15 protein-coding genes and 2 pseudogenes are annotated in these 18,395 nt (G+C 36.4%); 4 read left to right on the top strand and 13 right to left on the bottom strand.

Annotated elements, in window-relative coordinates; genetic code table 11:
• Positions 1-7: 7 nt before the first annotated feature.
• From BTHG_RS01330 to BTHG_RS23990, 13 genes and pseudogenes are all read right to left on the bottom strand, one after another.
• Positions 8-1,291, bottom strand: coding sequence for an ABC transporter substrate-binding protein (locus BTHG_RS01330; RefSeq protein WP_010281141.1), 1,284 nt, complete (start codon positions 1,289-1,291; stop codon positions 8-10).
• 113 nt (positions 1,292-1,404) lie between these two features.
• Entirely contained in the window at positions 1,405-2,247 is an 843-nt protein-coding gene (locus BTHG_RS01325; RefSeq protein ID WP_010281138.1) for a fructoselysine 6-kinase, read from the bottom strand.
• A 69-nt stretch (positions 2,248-2,316) separates the two neighbouring features.
• Positions 2,317-3,057: a GntR family transcriptional regulator gene (locus tag BTHG_RS01320; protein ID WP_010281137.1), complete on the bottom strand. Its 741-nt coding sequence runs from the start codon at positions 3,055-3,057 to the stop codon at positions 2,317-2,319.
• A gap of 341 nt (positions 3,058-3,398) precedes the next feature.
• On the bottom strand, positions 3,399-4,442 hold the full coding sequence (gene mcrC / locus BTHG_RS01315; protein WP_010281134.1) for a 5-methylcytosine-specific restriction endonuclease system specificity protein McrC: 1,044 nt from the start codon (positions 4,440-4,442) through the stop codon (positions 3,399-3,401).
• Positions 4,417-6,909, bottom strand: a complete 2,493-nt coding sequence (locus BTHG_RS01310; protein WP_010281131.1) for an AAA family ATPase — start codon at positions 6,907-6,909, stop codon at positions 4,417-4,419. The genes mcrC and BTHG_RS01310 overlap by 26 nt, the downstream gene beginning before the upstream one ends.
• A gap of 403 nt (positions 6,910-7,312) precedes the next feature.
• Positions 7,313-8,116 (bottom strand): annotated as a pseudogene (locus BTHG_RS01300) (carbon-nitrogen hydrolase family protein); the annotation flags it as partial.
• Positions 8,117-8,307: 191 nt separating this feature from the next.
• Entirely contained in the window at positions 8,308-9,195 is an 888-nt protein-coding gene (locus tag BTHG_RS01290) for a nitrilase family protein (protein WP_408605266.1), read from the bottom strand.
• A gap of 46 nt (positions 9,196-9,241) precedes the next feature.
• A complete protein-coding gene (locus BTHG_RS01285) occupies positions 9,242-10,477 on the bottom strand; it encodes a hypothetical protein (RefSeq protein ID WP_010281121.1) in 1,236 nt (411 codons plus the stop codon).
• A 22-nt stretch (positions 10,478-10,499) separates the two neighbouring features.
• Positions 10,500-11,666: a M20 family metallopeptidase gene (locus tag BTHG_RS01280; protein WP_010281119.1), complete on the bottom strand. Its 1,167-nt coding sequence runs from the start codon at positions 11,664-11,666 to the stop codon at positions 10,500-10,502.
• A gap of 13 nt (positions 11,667-11,679) precedes the next feature.
• Entirely contained in the window at positions 11,680-13,050 is a 1,371-nt protein-coding gene (locus tag BTHG_RS01275; protein ID WP_198420970.1) for an amidohydrolase family protein, read from the bottom strand.
• 154 nt (positions 13,051-13,204) lie between these two features.
• The gene (locus BTHG_RS01270) at positions 13,205-14,794 is read right to left on the bottom strand and encodes a PucR family transcriptional regulator (protein ID WP_010281115.1); all 1,590 of its coding nucleotides are present in this window, start codon (positions 14,792-14,794) and stop codon (positions 13,205-13,207) included.
• A gap of 208 nt (positions 14,795-15,002) precedes the next feature.
• Complete coding sequence (locus BTHG_RS01265) at positions 15,003-15,983, bottom strand: DnaD domain protein (RefSeq protein WP_010281112.1); 981 nt, start codon at positions 15,981-15,983, stop codon at positions 15,003-15,005.
• Between the two features lie 44 nt (positions 15,984-16,027).
• A pseudogene (locus BTHG_RS23990) lies at positions 16,028-16,530 on the bottom strand (competence protein ComK).
• A gap of 315 nt (positions 16,531-16,845) precedes the next feature.
• Here BTHG_RS23990 and BTHG_RS01255 point away from each other — a divergent pair.
• The 4 genes from BTHG_RS01255 to BTHG_RS23985 all read left to right on the top strand — a co-directional run bounded on the left by BTHG_RS01255 (position 16,846) and on the right by BTHG_RS23985 (position 18,220).
• Positions 16,846-17,076 carry a DUF1659 domain-containing protein gene (locus tag BTHG_RS01255; protein ID WP_010281108.1) on the top strand — a complete coding sequence of 77 codons (231 nt, stop codon included), beginning with the start codon at positions 16,846-16,848 and terminating at the stop codon, positions 17,074-17,076.
• A 36-nt stretch (positions 17,077-17,112) separates the two neighbouring features.
• Complete coding sequence (locus BTHG_RS01250) at positions 17,113-17,328, top strand: DUF2922 domain-containing protein (RefSeq protein WP_010281105.1); 216 nt, start codon at positions 17,113-17,115, stop codon at positions 17,326-17,328.
• A 63-nt stretch (positions 17,329-17,391) separates the two neighbouring features.
• A complete protein-coding gene (locus BTHG_RS26090) occupies positions 17,392-17,562 on the top strand; it encodes a YvrJ family protein (RefSeq protein WP_010281103.1) in 171 nt (56 codons plus the stop codon).
• A gap of 313 nt (positions 17,563-17,875) precedes the next feature.
• Positions 17,876-18,220, top strand: coding sequence for a helix-turn-helix transcriptional regulator (locus BTHG_RS23985; protein ID WP_010281100.1), 345 nt, complete (start codon positions 17,876-17,878; stop codon positions 18,218-18,220).
• Positions 18,221-18,395 lie beyond the last annotated feature (175 nt).

Raw genomic sequence — 18,395 nt, 5'->3', positions numbered from 1 at the left:
TTCGTTATTATTCAACTTCACTTTGGATTTCTTTGGCGACCTTCTGAACCTCTTTAATGATTTCTTCAGGTGATTTTGATCCATCAAGTAGTAATTGAATGTTTGCGAGATACACATCTGCAACCTTTGCATGGACATCGGTATCTAACCATTCTGCCATACCCTCTGCTTTTTTCATCGTTTCAACACCTTCTACAACTTGTTGTAGCGCTGTATCTGGGTTTGTTGCGCCATCGATTGGACTAGGCCAACCAATTTGTTCTGCTAATTTTATTGCATTTTCCTTACTCGTTAAAAACTTTAAGAATTTAATGGCTTCTTCAGGATGCTTAGTTTTAGATGATACAATAAATCCATCTGGCGCTCCTGTTATGAAGTTCTGATTACCCTTTCCTTCTGAAATCGTTGGGAGTTGAAAGAAACCCCAATTCCCTGGCATGTTATCTTCAACATTCTGGAACTCTTCCAATTCCACATACATAATAGCTCCTTCTCCAGTAAAGAAATACTGCTTTGCCATATCATGTGAGCTTGAGTTCACATTATCCATTAAATAACCCTTTTCGTTAAGTTCAGCAAACATTTCCATTGCCTTTACATAGCCAGGATCTGTAAATTCACCTGAGCCAGGATTATAATCTTTCATTCGAACATCTTGCGGAACCATTTTTTGATTTAAGCCAGTTAAATAATGAATGGCTGCCCAAGGACTTTCATTACCTAAAATAATCGGGGTTTCCCCACCTTTTTTGAGTGTATCTAAGACATTGATAAACTCATCCCATGTCTGAGGTGCTTGTAGATTGTATTTATCGAAGATTTCCTTGTTGTATACGAAGAACTTTCCATTAAAACGTAGAGGGATACCGTAATTTTTGCCATCAGATGAAAATGGCTGAAGTGATGCCGGAATGAAACTATCCTTCCAAGCAGTATCTTCTTCTAAATAAGGTGTTAAGTCTAAGGCTGCTTCAGCACGAACGAACTTTCTAGCAAACTCTCCTGACCATGAAAACATAATATCAGGTACTTCACTACCACCTAATATAACCCGCAGTTTATCTTTAATGGGTTCGTCTGCGATTGCTTCCATTTGAATTTTAATATCGGGATTTTGCTTTTCAAATTCCTTGACTACCTCTTCAAAGTACGGTGCGTATTCTGGTTGAGGCCATTTATGCAGAAATTTCAAGACAGTTTTTCCATCCCCCGATGAGGAATCAGAACATCCAGATAACAAAAGGACGAAAAGTAACATTGCCATACCAAGAGTCTTTGTCCATTTTCCCACTCATTAACCCTCCTTATTTTTTGTGATCTACTACTTCGGACTAATTTCTAATTTCCATTCTTCACCTCCTACATGATGTAACATGTTTATAAATTCTCTCAAAATGAGAGTCATTAATAAGAGAGTCCGTGACCAAATGCGCCATCTACTAAACAGATTTTCGCTGCAAATTTAGCGCCTTTTTCAAGACTGCTTTGTATAAGCTGAGCCTGCGAATCATATCGATTTTCCTTCCTACCTTCTAAATAGTGCAAAATGAAGGCGGTGAAAAAGGAATCACCAGCGCCTAATGTATCAACTGGTTTTACAAAGTGAGGTTCCTGCTTATAAAAGCTATTCCCATCAAAGACCATCGCTCCACGGGAGCCCATCGTACCAATTGCCAAACTACTTCCATACCGATGGACCTTTTTGAGTAAAGACTCCACTTCTTCCTCTACCAATTGTCCACAGGACAACAAACTAATATCAATATCTCTGCAAACAGAGGATAATTTCTCGTCATTATACTCATTCGAAAAATCATAGGATAAGAGAACACCAGCTTGCTTGATTTTATGTAATTCAGAGTCCATGTCACTGTATACACTGCTGTGGGCAATATCAAACAGTTTGATAAATTCAATATCCTCCTTCATCAGCACAACAGGATGCTCAATTTGGATACCACCATCATTCCCACCGACAAAGACTCGGTCACCGTCTACCAGGTCGACTGCGGCATATCCATTTTCACCTTCATGTTGTCTGCAATGAGAAATATCAATCTCTAAGTTTGTAAGGGTTTTCATAATATGGTTTGCCGCTTCATCATCACCAAATACTCCCAAATAAGCTGCATCTTTGCCTAGCTGCTTTGCATATACACTAAAATTCAGTGCATTACCACCTGGATACATGATTCGTTTGTGCACATATTTATCGACTACATTATCACCTACACCAATTACTCTCATTGTTTCTCCCCCTAACAAATCAATTAATGGTATATACCATTAACTATAAAGTAATACCTAAAATGAAGATCATTTTAGGTTCAATTCTGAGTAGAATTTAACAATATCACTTCTAGTTAATGATGTAGAAAATTCAATTTCTTTATTGTTTCGATCAAACGCAACGGCCTCACGGAAAATACACGGACTTTCTGACCGAATGCGTAACAGCTTACTCTCATGGTCTTCCGAATAAGTGACTCTCATATACTCTTTTGCCTTAACAAGTTTAATTCCATATTCATTCTCTAAAATGTTATATAAAGAGATATCATTCGTTATGTAATCCTTTATGTTGCTACAATATTCTTCTGGAATAAACGATTCTTCAATGGATATTGGTCTATCATCGACTAGGCGAAGACGTTTTACAGTAAACAACTCCATCCCCATGGGTATCTGCAATTTCTCTGCTAATAATGGAGTTGCTTCCATATGTCCCATTGAAAGCACCTGTGTACTAGGCGTTAATCCCTTGCCTAACATATCGTTTGTAAAACTATTAAACGTAATAAAATCCATTTGAATCTTATTATTTGAAACGAAGGTACCTGCTCCAACTCGACGCTCAACAAGGCCTTCTCTTTCTAGAACGGACAAGGTATGTCTTGCAGTCATTCTACTGATTCCATACTGCTCAGCAAGATCACGTTCCGAAGGCAGCTTATCACCATGCTTCAACTTTCCAACTTCGATATCTTCTATGATTTTCTCTTTGAGTTGTTTATAAAAAGGAACGGCTTCCTCTTTTCCTAAGGATTTCTTCTTCACACATGTTCTCCTACTTCCTTCAAGTATCTTCAATACCATTATAAATGAAATTGAAGATGCTTTTTACAAAAAATGTCTTGTGCATTATTGGTATATACCATTTGAGTTATTTGTTTAAAAAAAATGATTGGTAGTTATCAAAATGAAAATAAGTTGCTGTCATTACGAGTTTACGATTCGATTGTAACAAGCTGTTTTCATAGTATTAGAATAGTCTAAATTTTCGTACATGTCAATGCAATCCATTCAAAAACCCTTCTCTTATATACGACAGCATTCGATATTTTCATACTCTTACTCCATTTCAAACAAATGGAGATGAGATACCTCACCTCCAATTTCTAATTAACTATCTCCTTCAATCTCGTATGAATCCTTTTCCAATCCTGATTCAAATCCACGGTACAAACATTAATCCGATACCCTTTGATTTCATATGATAAATCCAGTTCCTTTCCCGTTAACGGATAAAGCAGCATTCCCTTTAGTTCCTTTTTAGGAAAACCCCTATCTTGGTAATTGCTTAAGTACGAGAACAGTTGATAGAGATTGCCACTAATTAATTTTTCTGAGCCCCAATGGCCCTTTACTGCCTCTTGATAGAATTTAGTATCGATGATCCATTTTTCTTCTTTGTTCTCCAATGAGATGTCGGTTTCCATAATCGGCAAATAGCTTAATTGGTCCCCTTCTGCGTCCCAATTAAATCTGTCCCGCTTTACTTGATAGGAAGGTAATTCTCTTTTATAAAAGTTCCGGACAAATTCCTCATATAAACGAGGCATTCTTTTTGCATCTCTTTCGAAATCAGTAAACCTCGCGTCCTCTCCATTTTCGTGAATCAAGAGAGATTCAAATAAAAACTGACAGATGTCTAATACAAACCGATATTGCTGGTTACTTCTGTGTATTTTTACATTGGAAAACACCCCTGTATGGAGGGATATTAACTTGACACCTTCAAAATTGTGATATAAGCGTTTTACTTCATCTAGTAAAGTTTGATCGAACTCACGCACCATTAATAAGGAGTGCAAAGTAGCCTTAATGATTTGGTTGTGAGGGATATTAAGACTTAACTCCTCATATTCACAATGCATTTTCCCCCGGTTAAAAGAAAACGAATGAATGGATTCTGAAAATAGGATTTTTCCTCTTAACATTGACATCTCTTCTTGATTGCCTCTGTATTCCCGATAAAATCCCCTCTTAATTAATGAACGTAACTTAATCACTAGAATTCTCGTGAGCAGATGCTGTATATCTTTTTCATCTTCCCGTGCAACTTTACTCATGTCCTTTTCCGCTAAATGCCCCCAGGCATAACAGAGCATGTAATAAATGTTTTTTACCGGAATTCTACTTAATTCTGTCAAGGAGCTCATGAACTTTCTCCTCCTGGTCAAACCAATACTCCATTAACAATGGCTTAATTTCCAACTTGATAATGCGGTCATACCATTTTTGCTCGTCGGCTACCGTATCGACTGTAGGACAAAAATAAGAGTGGCCAATCACAAACCCTTTTCCTAAATTGACAGTGTCATTTACGATTTCCCGATTAAGATCGTTGATATTTTGAATAATCGTCGAAATAAAACCCTGACTTAAGCCTTTTTTTCGTAAATACTCACTGAATTTTTCAGAATCAAAGGCTGGTTCAATATTGATAAATGAAAATCGTCTTCGCAACGCATAATCCACTAAGGCGATTGAACGGTCAGCGGTATTCATCGTACCAATCAGATAAAGGTTTTTCGGAATATAAAAAGTTTCTCCCTTATTCCTACTATAAGCGAGCTGCACTGCATATTTCTTTCCTCGTTTATCTGATTCAATTAACATCATTAATTCACCAAAGATCTTCGAGAGATTTCCACGATTAATTTCATCAATCACCATGTAATAATTCCCTTCCGGATCCTCGATTGCCTTTTTGCAAAACTCGTAGAATATCCCGTCCTTTAAGACGAAATGGCCATTTTCATTTGGCTTATATCCCCGAATAAACTCTTCATAAGAGTATGATTGGTGGAATTGAATCATTGCAATTTTACTTTCATCAATGGCCCCCATATGTAAATAGGCGAGTCGTTTCGCTACGAATGTTTTCCCTACACCTGGAGGACCTTGGAGGATAATGTTTTTCTTGTAGTCCAAGGTTTCAAGAATTTCCTCGATTTCATCTTCTCCCATGAATATTTCCTGTTGGATTTTTTCTGGATGAAAAGGAGGTACTTCCACTTGTTCTTCCGGTGGTCCTTCTGATATAGAATCCGCACCATGACTTGGAGGTTGATAGGTAGAGCCAGACTCCCCTACTTCCATGATTTCAAGAAGTTCCTGAAGATAATCGTCATATGGTGTTATATCCGTCAATGTTTTCTGATGTAATGTTAACTCACCTGTATCCCAGTCTCCAAATTTCAACCATTCAACTTGACGTATGGAGTGATAGCCTTCTCTAGTAGAATCATATATATACTCAGATGTAATCCTTCCTAACGCAATCAGCTTTCGAATCCCTGCTTTTATCAGAACATAGTCTCCAATTTTCATTTCAAATGCAAACTGGTAATTCGCCAATGCATCATTATTCGGATTATAATCCAATTGATGAATCTCTTTTAAAGTTTCAATAATCTCGCGTTTACTTCCGTATTTCTTTAAATCACCTAGGTCTTTCCACCCGATTCCAATCAATTCATTGTTCTTAAAATCATCCCACATCGAACTGTTTTCACCCGGAGATAACAACCAATATTGTGGCCCGTCAATGATATCCTCTGTCTCTTCCTCACCCGGTTTGCTAAATGTTTCATATAAGTAGCTAAAAAACTGATCCAATTCAAGGTACTTAGGGAGCTCTGTTTGTTTCCCAACAATATTGAGGTATTGCCATGATATGTCGTTCAATTCAAGGCACTTTTGAAACTTCATAAACTTTTCACCGATTGTATCTTTTCTTGCATACTCGGGATCGAGTTCCAAAATATTTTCCACAGCTACTTTATCTCTTTGATTGTAAAAACAGTACTCCTCAGGAAACACATTTCCAATAAACTCACTGACAAAACTTACGCCAATTCCAAAGAGCTTGTACTTGTCATCTTGTAAAAATCGGTTGATACGTATTTCCATTGGGTCTTCACCATAAAGAAGATAAATAAAACTTTCTCGATATTTTTCAATGGGCGCATTCGGGTTACCAAGTGCCCGTTTCTTTGCGAGAGGCATTGTGACAAACGCATTAATATGGTTTCCTAACTCTTGAATGTCGCTCCATTCCATTTGCTGCAGATGCTCCAATGATTTAAAACGCTCAAAAAACGCATGGTTATCATATAGGAATTGCGTATTTTGAAACCATTCTTTTGCTTTCGGTAAAAATGCATGTAAATACCGTTCGACTAGTGGAAGTTGGAGTCGTTCTTCTAACAACTCTGGGTTTTCCCAAAAATGTAATAACGTGTTAAATTCGTGTTCCGATAGTTTGAAGTTTGTACCCATACCCGCTTTCAAAATTTGAATTGTGTTGATTTCTGGTAATTCCTTTAGCTCATGGCGCATCAACATACCGTCCTCTTTCGTCAACCGGTATTCGAGGACTTCTAACTCCACTTCATTGTATTCTTTCCCTTCAAAGGGTTCAGAAGTGATTTCACTTAGCGCAATTACCCCTCCTGAATTCTTCTTTCCACCGTCCGCTCTCCATATGAAGACTTTGTCTCCGATTTTGATATCATCAAGGAAATGCTTCTGCCTGATATCCCAGGTTACTTCTTTATTCTCTTCCAAATATGTATTCACATCAAATTGCTTGAGGTTTCCTTGGAAAATCCAATAGTTCATAGAAATTCTCTCCTTCCCATATATTGTATACTCTCTATATTCATCAAAATTCTACAAAATCCTTTTTATAATGACTGGGGTTTGATGCAAATATGAAAAAATACCAATTTTTTCTTCTGGTATAGGTTGTGTACATTTAAAGTGTAGCAATGAAATACTTGAATAACTACCTGTATTGGATTTCGCTAGTTTCATTTGAGCAAAAAAAATAGCATTTGATGAACGTGTCATTCCAATGCTTGTTTCTCCTTGCAAAAATTATGTCACTTTCAATAGAATTGTAAGTTGTTTTTTAAAAGTAAAATTATTGGAATCATATTAAAAAGGGAAATAGAATTTTACCGTAAATCAAAAAATAACGCACTTAGATGTGCGCTATTCGTGTTTTTAGTTATGTTTAAACCTATCTAACAAGATCTTCGTAATATTTGGGTTCTCTATCAGTAAAAAACATGTAATCACTTCTGCTTTTCAACAAGGATTCGTTCGTTAAGGTAGCCGAAATATCAATAGGTTCATTTGTCAAAGCTTCTCCAAGTATTTCTCCTTGTGCATTCACTATTTTACTTTGTCCAAACCTTTCCCATCTACCAAAAGCTTCACCTAAATATTGTCCTCCTGCAGCATTGCACAGTAAAAAATGGGCTTGGTTTTCGATTGCCCTCATTATAGGGGCATAAGAGAACAGTCTTTGTTTGCTTTGTCCTGATCCAACGCCTCCATTGCTTCCACCTTTCCAGATTGAACTTGGTGCTATTAGAATTTCCGCACCTCGTTTCGCTAGTACACGTGACACTTCCGGAAAAAAGATTTCATAACAAGTCATCATACCAATTTTTCCAATTGGCGTATCATATACATCTCCAACATTCCCTTTTTTATAATAAAGCTTTTCAGCAGAGGGTAGATGGAGTTTGCGGGAAACTCCTATGACTCCTTCAGGACCAATCAGGACAATACTATTAAAAACATCGTACTCTCTCTCGTCACGTTCTGCCATTCCGCAAATCACATAGCAATCATGCTGTCTCGCTTTTTCGATAATGGATTGAACGAGATCACCATTTATGTATTCTGCGTCTTCCTCCCAATGGCGTCTTCGTTCATTCTGCTGATGTACAAAAAATCCTGTTAAACTCATTTCTGGAAATACGATTAATTTATGTCCCTCGGATGCCAGTTTATCAATTTTTTCTAAATGAAATCGTAAGTTTTCCTTTTTTTATTCAGTGGCTGTGGCTCGAATTGTACAAGAGCAACTTTCAAACTATCTATCATTTTGTCTTACACCTCGTTATTAGTGACATGTATAAAAAAGAGGTGGCCCAAAAGCCTGTTTCCTGACTTTAAGACACCTCAAGCTATATAAGAAAAGTCTTGATATCTGTCTTGGCTACTTTATCGTGGGAACTTTGTTCCTAATTTGTAGCCGAGCATCTCATCATAAAGGTCGGTTCTTCTGTCGCGTACTAAGTCATTTAAATCATTCCATATTGGTGCAGTCCTTGCATCAGACAAATCGATACTTGCCTGTAAAATCGTTTCTCCTTCTGGCTCAGCTGGTCCTGTAAGTGGCCATCCATTTGTACCGGAAATTAAGCTACAACCTAGGAATTTTGAGTCCTTTTCGACACCAACGCGATCAGCAGCGGCAATAAAAACATTATTTGTATGCGAAGCCACCATCGTTAAATAGGTCGCCATACATTTTCCACTTTCATCAAATAATGGAGGAGGAGTGAATACCCAGTTATTACATGAGCAAATAATATCCGCTCCTTGCATACTTAGAATTCTAGCTACTTCCGGGAACCAAATATCCCAACAAATTAATAATCCTATTCTACCGATTTCAGTTTCAAAAACAGGGTATCCTATATCACCCGGTGTGAAAAAGAGCTTCTCTTGATTCCAAAGGTGAGTCTTACGATACTTTCCAATATATCCTTTTGGCCCTATTAATACAGACGTATTATATAATTTTTCACCATCTACCTCTGTAATTCCAGCAGCGATATATACATTTTTTTCTTTAGCCTTTTCCATCCACTTTTCTATTGTTGGACCACCTGGTACGGGTTCAGCATGAGCAAAAGCATCTAAACGATTTTCAAAACTATAACCGGTATTACATAGTTCAGGCAAAACAATCAGATTAGCTCCATTGTTAGAAGCCTGCTCAATAAACGAAAGTGTTTTTTCGATATTTCCCTCTTTATTAGCCAATCCAACTTGTGGATCCATTTGTACGACAGCAACATTTACTGGACTTGCCAAAATAATCACAACCTCTTCATCTTATTTTTATTTAATTAAATTTTAAAATTTAAAATCAAAACCATGGTAAAGCATTCATAACAACAGCCACTACGATGGTACAAAGAGCCATTGAAGTAACATTTGCGACAGTTGGATGAATATGTTCAGGTAATTTTCTCGCAAAATATTCAGCAACCGGAGCACCAATTATACCTCCAAGTACTCCTGCAAAAACGGCAACTGGGATTGTTGGACCAAACATCAGAACACAAGCCGGACCAACACTAACAACAGGAACATAGGTTGCATACCAACCTTGCTCGATATATTTACCTCGGAAAAGGTAGATTCCCACTGCTGCACTAATAAATTGTGAAAGTATTATAGCTGGAATGGCCCCAGAAGCATACGCACCATGACCGCTATTTAATATCCATTCGATACTCACACCTACTAGTAAAAAGATACTTGCAATCTCATTTCCATAAAAAGGTGCTTCCGTAAAATCTGCCAAAACCCTTCTAACAAACCATGAAGGAGTAGACATTTGTTGCTTCATTTCATCCTTCGTTGGTGCTGGCTCAATCGGTTTTATTTCTTTTGCCGGTACTTTTTTCATCCAAGGGAGAACGTGGCATAGGTGGTAGACTACAATACCCGTAATAGCCATCGTCAATACATTACTTACTACTCCCGGAACACCTAAGACAGGAATAATTGTCGTCATGATCCAAAAAGCAACCGGATAACTAATTAATCCGCCCAATATAGAACCTGTAAATAATGCTCGATAACTTGGGCCATATAAAAGCATGACAGCTGGCGGAACAGCGACAACCGATATGAATGTCGGAAGCCACGTATATTCTCCAGTAGAAAAGGCATTCGTGTAATTCAAAATGAAAATCGCAATGGCGACTGAAATGAATTGTGAGGCAAAGATCCACGGCCAGAGATTGCTTCCATAACTAATTCTAATACCTGCTAAAGGTGACCTTTTGACATCTAATCGCCAGGCAATAAAAGCACCCACAATCATAAAAATGGAGGCTAAAGCACCTGCATAAAACTGTGCTTCCGTAAAGTTCATTAACAACCAAATAAATTTGTAAAAAAGGTTGTGATGGGCATTTGCAATAACCGTTTCATAAGGAAGCCAGGTTCCATCCGTTTGAAATAAGGTTAAAAAGAAATATAAACCAAACCCAAGTATTAATACCGAAATAAAACCAAGTAATGGGCCAATTGTTGTAGAATCAATTGTAGGTTTTACATGTTCAAATTCTTCAGTGACTTGTGCCTTTGCCATCTAATCCCCCCTTTGTATTTACTTATGAATAATCTAATACATAGCGAATATATATTTCTGTTACTCTCGCAATAGATGAAATTTGAATTCGCTCGTCTCTTTGATGGGCCATTTTATCGTCACCAGGTCCTATTATTACAAAAGGTATCTGTAAATCAGGAACGACTTGGGAAGCATCTGTATAAAAATATAAACCGGTAAATTCCACAGGTATCGATAATTCATCGAACGTTCTCTTTACCTTTTTTATAAATATATGGTCTGGTAGAGTTTCGATTGGAGGTCGATTATTTTCTACCTTAATCTTTATCGAAAGATGCTCCAACTCTTGCATTAGTTCCTTAGCGACCTTATTAGCCTTCTTAATTACGATATCATTCTTCTCAGATGGCAGAGTTCGAATATCAAGTGAAGCCTTTGCAAAATCAGGGATCACGTTCGTTTTATAACCACCTTCTAATTTTGTTACAGATATAGTTGCTTTCCCTAATAGAGGATGTGTAAACTCCGTGTCTACCTCTGCTTTAAACCTATCTGTGAATTCAACAAACTTTTCAACAGCATTTACTCCAAGTTCTGGCCTTGATCCATGTGCAGGTAAACCTTCAACTGTAATATCCAACCATAAGGCACCTTTTTCTGCAATTCCAATCTTCTCATTAGAAGGCTCAGGAACAATAAGTTCCTTAACACGATCTAAATACCCAGATTCTTTAATTGCCAGAATCCCCATTCCTCCAGCTTCCTCGTCAGCTGTAAAACAGAACAGTATGTCATGAGCTGGCGTAATTTTCTGTTCAAGGAGGTGAAGCGCTGTCATAATCATGCAGGTTACTCCACCTTTCATATCTGCAGTACCTCTTCCGTACATATAATCGCCTTCAATAATCGCTTCAAATGGTGGATACGACCACTCTGTTGGTTCACCAATAGGGACAGTATCTACATGTCCTATAAAAGCAACGGATGCAGATGCATCTTTCCCAGGAATGGTAATAACGAGGGAACCCCTATTTTCACCATGATCAATGAGGTGATACGTTATCGAATAGTTTTTGAAAAAGGATAAAATAGTTTTCATTACATCCATTTCGTTCCCATTAGGATGAGTAGTATTTATTTTCACTAGTGTTGAAAGGATATCTATACAACGTTCTTCTGTCACGAACTTATTTATTTCTGTCTTCATGTTAAAACTCCCTCTAGGAACGAACTGCAGGTTTTTCGTAGGAGTGTGTCGTTAAATCACCAACTCCAACCCTCTTAACCATTCCGAACTTACTTACCCAACCTCCAGCTCCATTACCTCGTCTAATAGCTCTATTTTCAAATGAAACCAATTCTCCATTAACAATGGTATATGTAGCCATTTTGTCTGCTTTATCAATAATGGTTACATTCGCTAAGGCACCGACTCCAAGATGACCAACCTCTTCTGTCCACCATTGATTGTTCGTCTTCTCTGCAATTAGTCTAGAAACATTACTTGTCATAGTGGCAATCGAATCAGAAAGAGTCAATACTCCTTGCTCTGCCAACTCAATTAGGGCAGGGATGTTGTCGCGGGTGTCCCCAAAGCCTTTCATAGTGGCAGCATTTTGACCATCAGAGATTAGAACGTCAACGACCCCAGAAGATAGAGCATCAAAAGCAAGTTGCTGTGATTGTTTTGTCATCATTAATCCTTCTCGACTACCTAACCCTTCTCTTAACATTGTTGTAACAAATTCAGCAGAGACATTATCCCTTTTACAAAGCTCAATTACCTCTTTCATGCCTTCAACTGGATCTGCATGACTTCCACAGCCCGCAGCTGTAGCATGAGCTAAATGTACAGGACGTCCTTTCGATAATTCTAAGACACGATTTGCATGACTTGGACACTGCGTATGGGACATAAAGATTAGTTTAGCTCTTGATGTAATTTCAAATATCTTATCAAAATTTTCGTCCGGCATAAGATAATGACCCATATGGTCTTTAAGTCCAACAATTAATGGAGCAGTCTTATAAGTTAGCATATTTCTTGTCATTTTACGTTCAGCTATCTCTTGGTCTAACTTCCCTTGAAACAATAGAATTAGTTCTTCTACATCAAGCATAGTTCCTAGTACATTTGGTGCTCCTAAGAATACCCCAATATTAAGAGGAAGGCCACGATCCATTTCTGCCCCTACTAGAGCAGGTGTCATAAATGAATTGCCAGCTCCAGGTGACAATCCCATCGTAACTCCATCCTGTACAGCTTCAAAAATAGGTGCAGATGATACATCGAATAAGTCTCCTAAATGGAGATGCATATCTATTAAACCTGGTACAACAAGTAATCCTTCACAATAAATGACCTTATCCCCTTTTTCAGGGATAATATCGCTTTCAACTTGGTGAATACGACCATGTAAAATAGAAATATCTTTAATCTCTTCTATTCTATTTTTAGGATCGATTACAGTTCCGCCCTTTAAGATTGTTCTTCCGGAAAGCTGCAAATCACCTATTGGGTCCTGTAGAGTTTCATTTATTACAGTAGCTAAAGAATTAGGTAAATCTTCCTTAATTGGACTATACATCATTCTTTCACTCCTTTTGAAAATTCGTAAAATTCAACATCTATTACCATCTTACTCTACTTATCTACACTTGTCTTTGTACCCAAGGGACATAAAATTTTTAAAAAGATGTACCATAAGGACAATTATTTATAATGCGAATTTTAATAGGTAAACCTCAATCAATCATTTGATACAGACGTATAGCGATGGTAACATTGATTTTATTTTCAAATTTCTTTAAATCCATCTGAAGAACATCACATATTTTTTGAAATCGATACTTCATCGTATTATAATGTACAAACATCTGTTCAGCTGCTAATTTAAGATTCCAATCGTTTTCTACTAAAACTAGTAAGGAGTCAAAAAGGGTAGAATCATCCACCTTATCATAAGTTAACAATTTTCCTAAATAGGTATCACGAAAGGACCTTGCTTCTTCTTTATCGACTGTCTCAAGAAGGTTAAATATACCTAATTGGTCATGAAATACAGTCTCATTATTTTTGTGAATAATCCTTCCTAATCTAATAGCATTTCTTGCCTCACGATAGCTCATATGAATGTCACTAGGATTTTTTTTATAGTTTCCGATTCCAATCATAACGCTGGAATTAAGAGTTGAAGAAACCTGGTCCCTAATTTGCTTACTTACCTTGATTATGTCTTGTTTTAGTTTATAAATATCATCTACGGAATGCTGAATGAGAAAAGTAATACTATCACTGAAGTGTGTATAAAAGACATTTGAAAAAGATTGTTTTATTTTTGTTTTTGCTAGTGTAAATATCTTTTCTTGTAGTTCATCCAATCTTTTTTGATTTTCAAGATTAGTAAGTTTACTATATTTCTCCTTAAAATGATCGATATCCACTATAACTACCGTTGTTTCTATATCCATATTCCAATTGTATAGGTTCGCCCTATTATTTATCTCATCGTACGACTGGATATTATTAAGGATTAAATCTTGTATAAATTCATCTCTATGGCGTTCCTCAATCTGTCGATTTGAAATCTTTTTTTGAATCTCTAATTTTAATACAGTACTGGCATGCTCTAGAGCGATTTGTTCATTTTCATCCTCGTTATTATGGTCACATAAAGAGTTCAACACAATATAACCATAAGTTTTCGAGTCAATTTTTATAGGATAACTTTTAAACTCTTTTGTAATTTGGTACAAGCTAATACCTTTGGTTTTTTCTAAAAACTCATATGCGTTTGTACTTTTATATACCTTTTCGAAAAAAATATCATGATAAATGATGTCCGTCCCAATTAAATTTGCCAATGTATCGATGATTTCATCAACTCCTCCACCTCTAATCGCAAGGTCAGTGAAAGACTTATGGATATTATTAGAATACAAAAGACTCCTTGCTTGCTTGTTGATTATCTCAGATAAAACGGGATTAATAATATCAGAAAATGAATAATGGATAGGTATCGAGATGATAGGAAGATTTACCTTTTCAGCTGTTTCTATTACTTCAGAAGGTAGTTCATCTATAAACCGTTTAAGTTTTATACCAAGTGCTGCAGCCCCATAAGAATGAATACTTATAATTAAATCTTTTATCTTTGAAGGATCCTCTTTCAATAAGTATCCTGTTGTAATCAGAAACTCTCCGCCTTTAAGATAATGATGAATACCAGGTGCATCTATTACATTTACTGTCTTCACTTCTCTATCTAGACCTTTTTTCCCAGCAATTACAGTAAAATCCTGAAAAATAGTAGTAATCATACTATTTACATCCATACATGTCCTCCATTCTCTAGTTCCTAGTAGTCTGTATTTGTAACACGTATATTTCGTCAACACAATTGGATAAAGATTAGTAAATAAGTATAATTATAACATTCCGTAAAGTCCCAAGTAATTACCAATAGAAATAGATATTAAAATAACATAATTAAAATGTACCTAATATATTTAATACTACGTTCTAAAAAGATTTCCATACAAATTACACTCCGGAATGGAACTTAAGCCTCTCCTCAAACAGCCTTTTCTTCGCTTCAAAATCCAATTCAATTATTGGTTTGTCCGGTAAATTTTCATTATGGAGCCACTCCGGAATGAGTTCTTTTCGAAGTGGTTTTCTAAAGGTTTGCTGCTGTTTTTTTGTTTTATAAGCATGTTGTGCGTCTTGGATTTCCTTAACACTTCTGTACCCTTTTCTACTCCAATCTCTTAGGACTGCCTCTACATAATTCCACCGTTTCGATCCATTTTCCAATGCTAGTTTCATTGCCACTATGACGATTTCACAAGATAATTTCTCACACCATGATTTTATTTTTTGCGCATAATAGTTTCCAATTTTTCCAAATCCATTTTGCTCGAAAAATCGAAATGATTCTTCTTCGTTGTCATTTGTTTGTTTTGAAGAAGAAGAAGTCTTTGATGTATTCTCTGAAGTAATCTCTGAAGTAATCTCTGGTATTGCTCTGCTCATGTTGGACACAACGTCTGTCCAAGTTGAACACATCTTCTGTTCATTTTGAGCAGATGTGCTGTCCACTTTGAGCATATCGTCTGCTCTATTTGGACACGATTCATGGTTGGGTTGCGGGATTTCGGTCTTTTCTTCTACGTCATGTTGCAATGCATTATCATCCGCTTTTAGTTCTTTTACTTTTTCATAATTGATTGAGTACCATTTTGTATTATCCATTTTCATTTTGTTGAAATTGTCGGAAGCGAGAAAACCTTTATTTTCTAACTTCTCAATGGCCCTCCTAACCGTACTATTTGAGACCTGGATTTGCTTCGCTAATTCATCATACGTGATATATACCCATTTTCGTTCTTGTCGGATATTATCGGTGCGTTGAAGCCAGTAATGAATCTGTTGAAGAACTAAACTTGCACTTCGTCCAATCTTCCTTGCTAGCGTCGGTAGAAGAGGTATAGGGCTTTCATTAAGTAGTAATTTTTCGCTCATTTGTGGTTTCCATCCTTTTTGAGGTATTTTTTGCGAGGTTTGGTTTATATACCGAGAACTGAATGCGCTTGCATTTGTTCAGGCGTTGAATATTGCAAGATACACATAGCCGTACGCTGGTATTGTTTCTGCAAGACATAACAAGATTCATTCATGGAAAGTGATTGGTTATTCTTAAATTGAATAATAGATTGGTTTGTTGGACTTAGAACCTTTGGGAAAGTAATAGATTTTATGTGATGATAGAAAATCCAGTTGCACTCAAACGTGGTAGGTGAATGAGTAGGAAATGCGAAGATCTTTCTTCGTGGATTGATTGGAATGGGTACCTTTTGCTTCGCCCGGTTAAATGGCTGACAGCCTTTCGTCTACCTTCATAGGAAGCACCACCTTCTAAACATGCTGCTTTAATTAATTGTAAAGGTGTTTTTCTAACAAGAATTTCCTTACCATCCTCAAGAACAATCGCAGAATATTCAATTTCAGCAACTGACAGAATTGCCTGCGTTTGAGGATTGATTTCATAAAAATTTAGTATTTGATTCATGGGGTCTTCTCCTTTTGCGAAGTAACTTTTCGTGGATAATCGTTTTTTTAAAAAGTATGTAATTAGGGGATTGTACATTCTGTTATTTCAAACAATCACCTCTACATATAGTAAAACCTAAAAAACGAAAGTTGTATACCAACTATAGTGGGTATTTTCTACAAAATCCCCCACAATAGTTGGAATTTCGTGAAAAATATTTGAACATTTTTCATTTTATCTACTAGTGATAGATTTTCTTTAAAAATTTTTAATTGAGGTGCCCCTTTTTGCCCCCTTTCCCTCTATAACATAAGTGTAAAGGAGGTGAGGGACATGGCAGCATACCAAGATATTCAAGACACACAATTACGCTTAGTATTTGAAACCGGTGTTGACGAAAAGGGGAAAGTAATCTACAAAAACAAAAACTACAACAATATCAACCCTTCTGCAACTGCTGATCAATTGTATTCAGTTGCCGTTGCAATCGAAAAGCTTCAAAGCTTACAGTTATTCAACATCGAGCGTAATGATAGCTACATGCTAGCTGGGGATGGAGAATAATCATTAATCAAAATCTAGGGAAAGGAGGAATAATAAATGGCTAAAACACTTGAAATGCAGTTTACAAACTTGGCTGGAAAAACAGCAACTGTTTCCATTGAAAATCCAAAGGAACCGGTTGATTCAGTAGCACTTTCCGCAGCAATGGACTTAATTGTTTCATCAGATGTGTTTTTAACACCTGGTGGTCCGATTACAGCGAAAAAAGGCGCACGTGTTGTGGAGCGTAATGTTGAAGAAGTGGAAATCTAAACAAATGTGAGCCAACTCTTTTTTTAAGGAGTTGGCTTTATTATTAGAAAGGAGGAAAACATAGTGGAACAGTTATTGCCTTTTATTCAAGAGGTTGGATTTCCGGTTGTCGTGACATTCTACCTGCTGCATCGGATCGAAACTAAGCTTGATAGTGTCATTGATTCAATACAAATGCTACCACAAAGCATGAAGGCGGATCCGTCTTATGAAACTAAAAAAAATATATCGTAGAGTATGAACACCTGACTTCGAGTTAGGTGTTTTTCTAATGCAGCATATTCTGATCTACTAAGAAAAAACACATTAGGATTTATCTATAAATTTTCATTTCAATTAGAAGTCTCTTACTTCTTAAATAATTTGAACATAAGAATATACATTCGAAAACATAGTCACTTTCAACGGTAAATCACTTCGATTTTAAGTGAAAATAACAAAAAAATTTCTAAATACCAACTATAGTTGGTATTCAAATGTAAGTACCAACTATAGTTGGTTAACATTTGTTTTCTTCTAGGATTTACTTATTCTAGAGGTGATTTTAATGTCAGATACGGTTGGTAAAAGAATTCAGATCTTAAGAAAAAAACGAAATTGGACTCAGCTTGATTTGGCAGAAGAAGTTGGCATTTCCTCCACTTATATGGGTGAAATCGAAAGATCAGAAACAAATGTGTCTTACGAAATATTAGCAAAGATTGCAAAGGCACTAGATATTCCTTTATCAGATCTAGTACTATATTCAGATAAACTTAGCCTTATTGAGAATAAAGATACACTTGTTGAAATAATTGAATTGCTTTCATCGAGATCATTGGATATACAGCATGATGTGTTAAGTATTATTGAAATATATTTAAGTGGCAATGATCGTGAATCGTCAAAATAGAAAGTAATTTCTGTTATTAATTGGGATCTATCGTAGCTAGACTTTGTAAACAAATTAAATCCAATTTCTGTTGCAGGACAACTTCGTTCACCCCAAGATGAAGAAGAATTTATATTTCCCACAAACATTTTAATTAAATATATCAATCACCTCAATTATATATAAACTTTAGAAT

The organism is Bacillus timonensis, from assembly GCF_000285535.1.
GTDB lineage: Bacteria > Bacillota > Bacilli > Bacillales > Bacillaceae_L > Ferdinandcohnia > Ferdinandcohnia timonensis.
The sequence above is the reverse complement of the archived record's forward strand: the minus strand, read 5'-3'. Positions and strand labels throughout refer to the sequence as shown.

Bases quoted from the DNA above. Each gene is read 5' to 3' on its own strand.
- BTHG_RS01265 (WP_010281112.1), bottom strand. From the start codon at position 15,983: ATGAGCGAAAAATTACTACTTAATGAAAGCCCTATACCTCTTCTACCG.
- BTHG_RS23985 (WP_010281100.1), top strand. From the start codon at position 17,876: ATGTCAGATACGGTTGGTAAAAGAATTCAGATCTTAAGAAAAAAACGA.
- BTHG_RS01270 (WP_010281115.1), bottom strand. From the start codon at position 14,794: ATGGATGTAAATAGTATGATTACTACTATTTTTCAGGATTTTACTGTA.
- BTHG_RS01310 (WP_010281131.1), bottom strand. From the start codon at position 6,909: ATGAACTATTGGATTTTCCAAGGAAACCTCAAGCAATTTGATGTGAAT.
- BTHG_RS01255 (WP_010281108.1), top strand. From the start codon at position 16,846: ATGGCAGCATACCAAGATATTCAAGACACACAATTACGCTTAGTATTT.
- BTHG_RS01275 (WP_198420970.1), bottom strand. From the start codon at position 13,050: ATGATGTATAGTCCAATTAAGGAAGATTTACCTAATTCTTTAGCTACT.
- BTHG_RS01280 (WP_010281119.1), bottom strand. From the start codon at position 11,666: ATGAAGACAGAAATAAATAAGTTCGTGACAGAAGAACGTTGTATAGAT.
- BTHG_RS01325 (WP_010281138.1), bottom strand. From the start codon at position 2,247: ATGAGAGTAATTGGTGTAGGTGATAATGTAGTCGATAAATATGTGCAC.
- BTHG_RS01285 (WP_010281121.1), bottom strand. From the start codon at position 10,477: ATGGCAAAGGCACAAGTCACTGAAGAATTTGAACATGTAAAACCTACA.
- mcrC (WP_010281134.1), bottom strand. From the start codon at position 4,442: ATGAGCTCCTTGACAGAATTAAGTAGAATTCCGGTAAAAAACATTTAT.
- BTHG_RS01250 (WP_010281105.1), top strand. From the start codon at position 17,113: ATGGCTAAAACACTTGAAATGCAGTTTACAAACTTGGCTGGAAAAACA.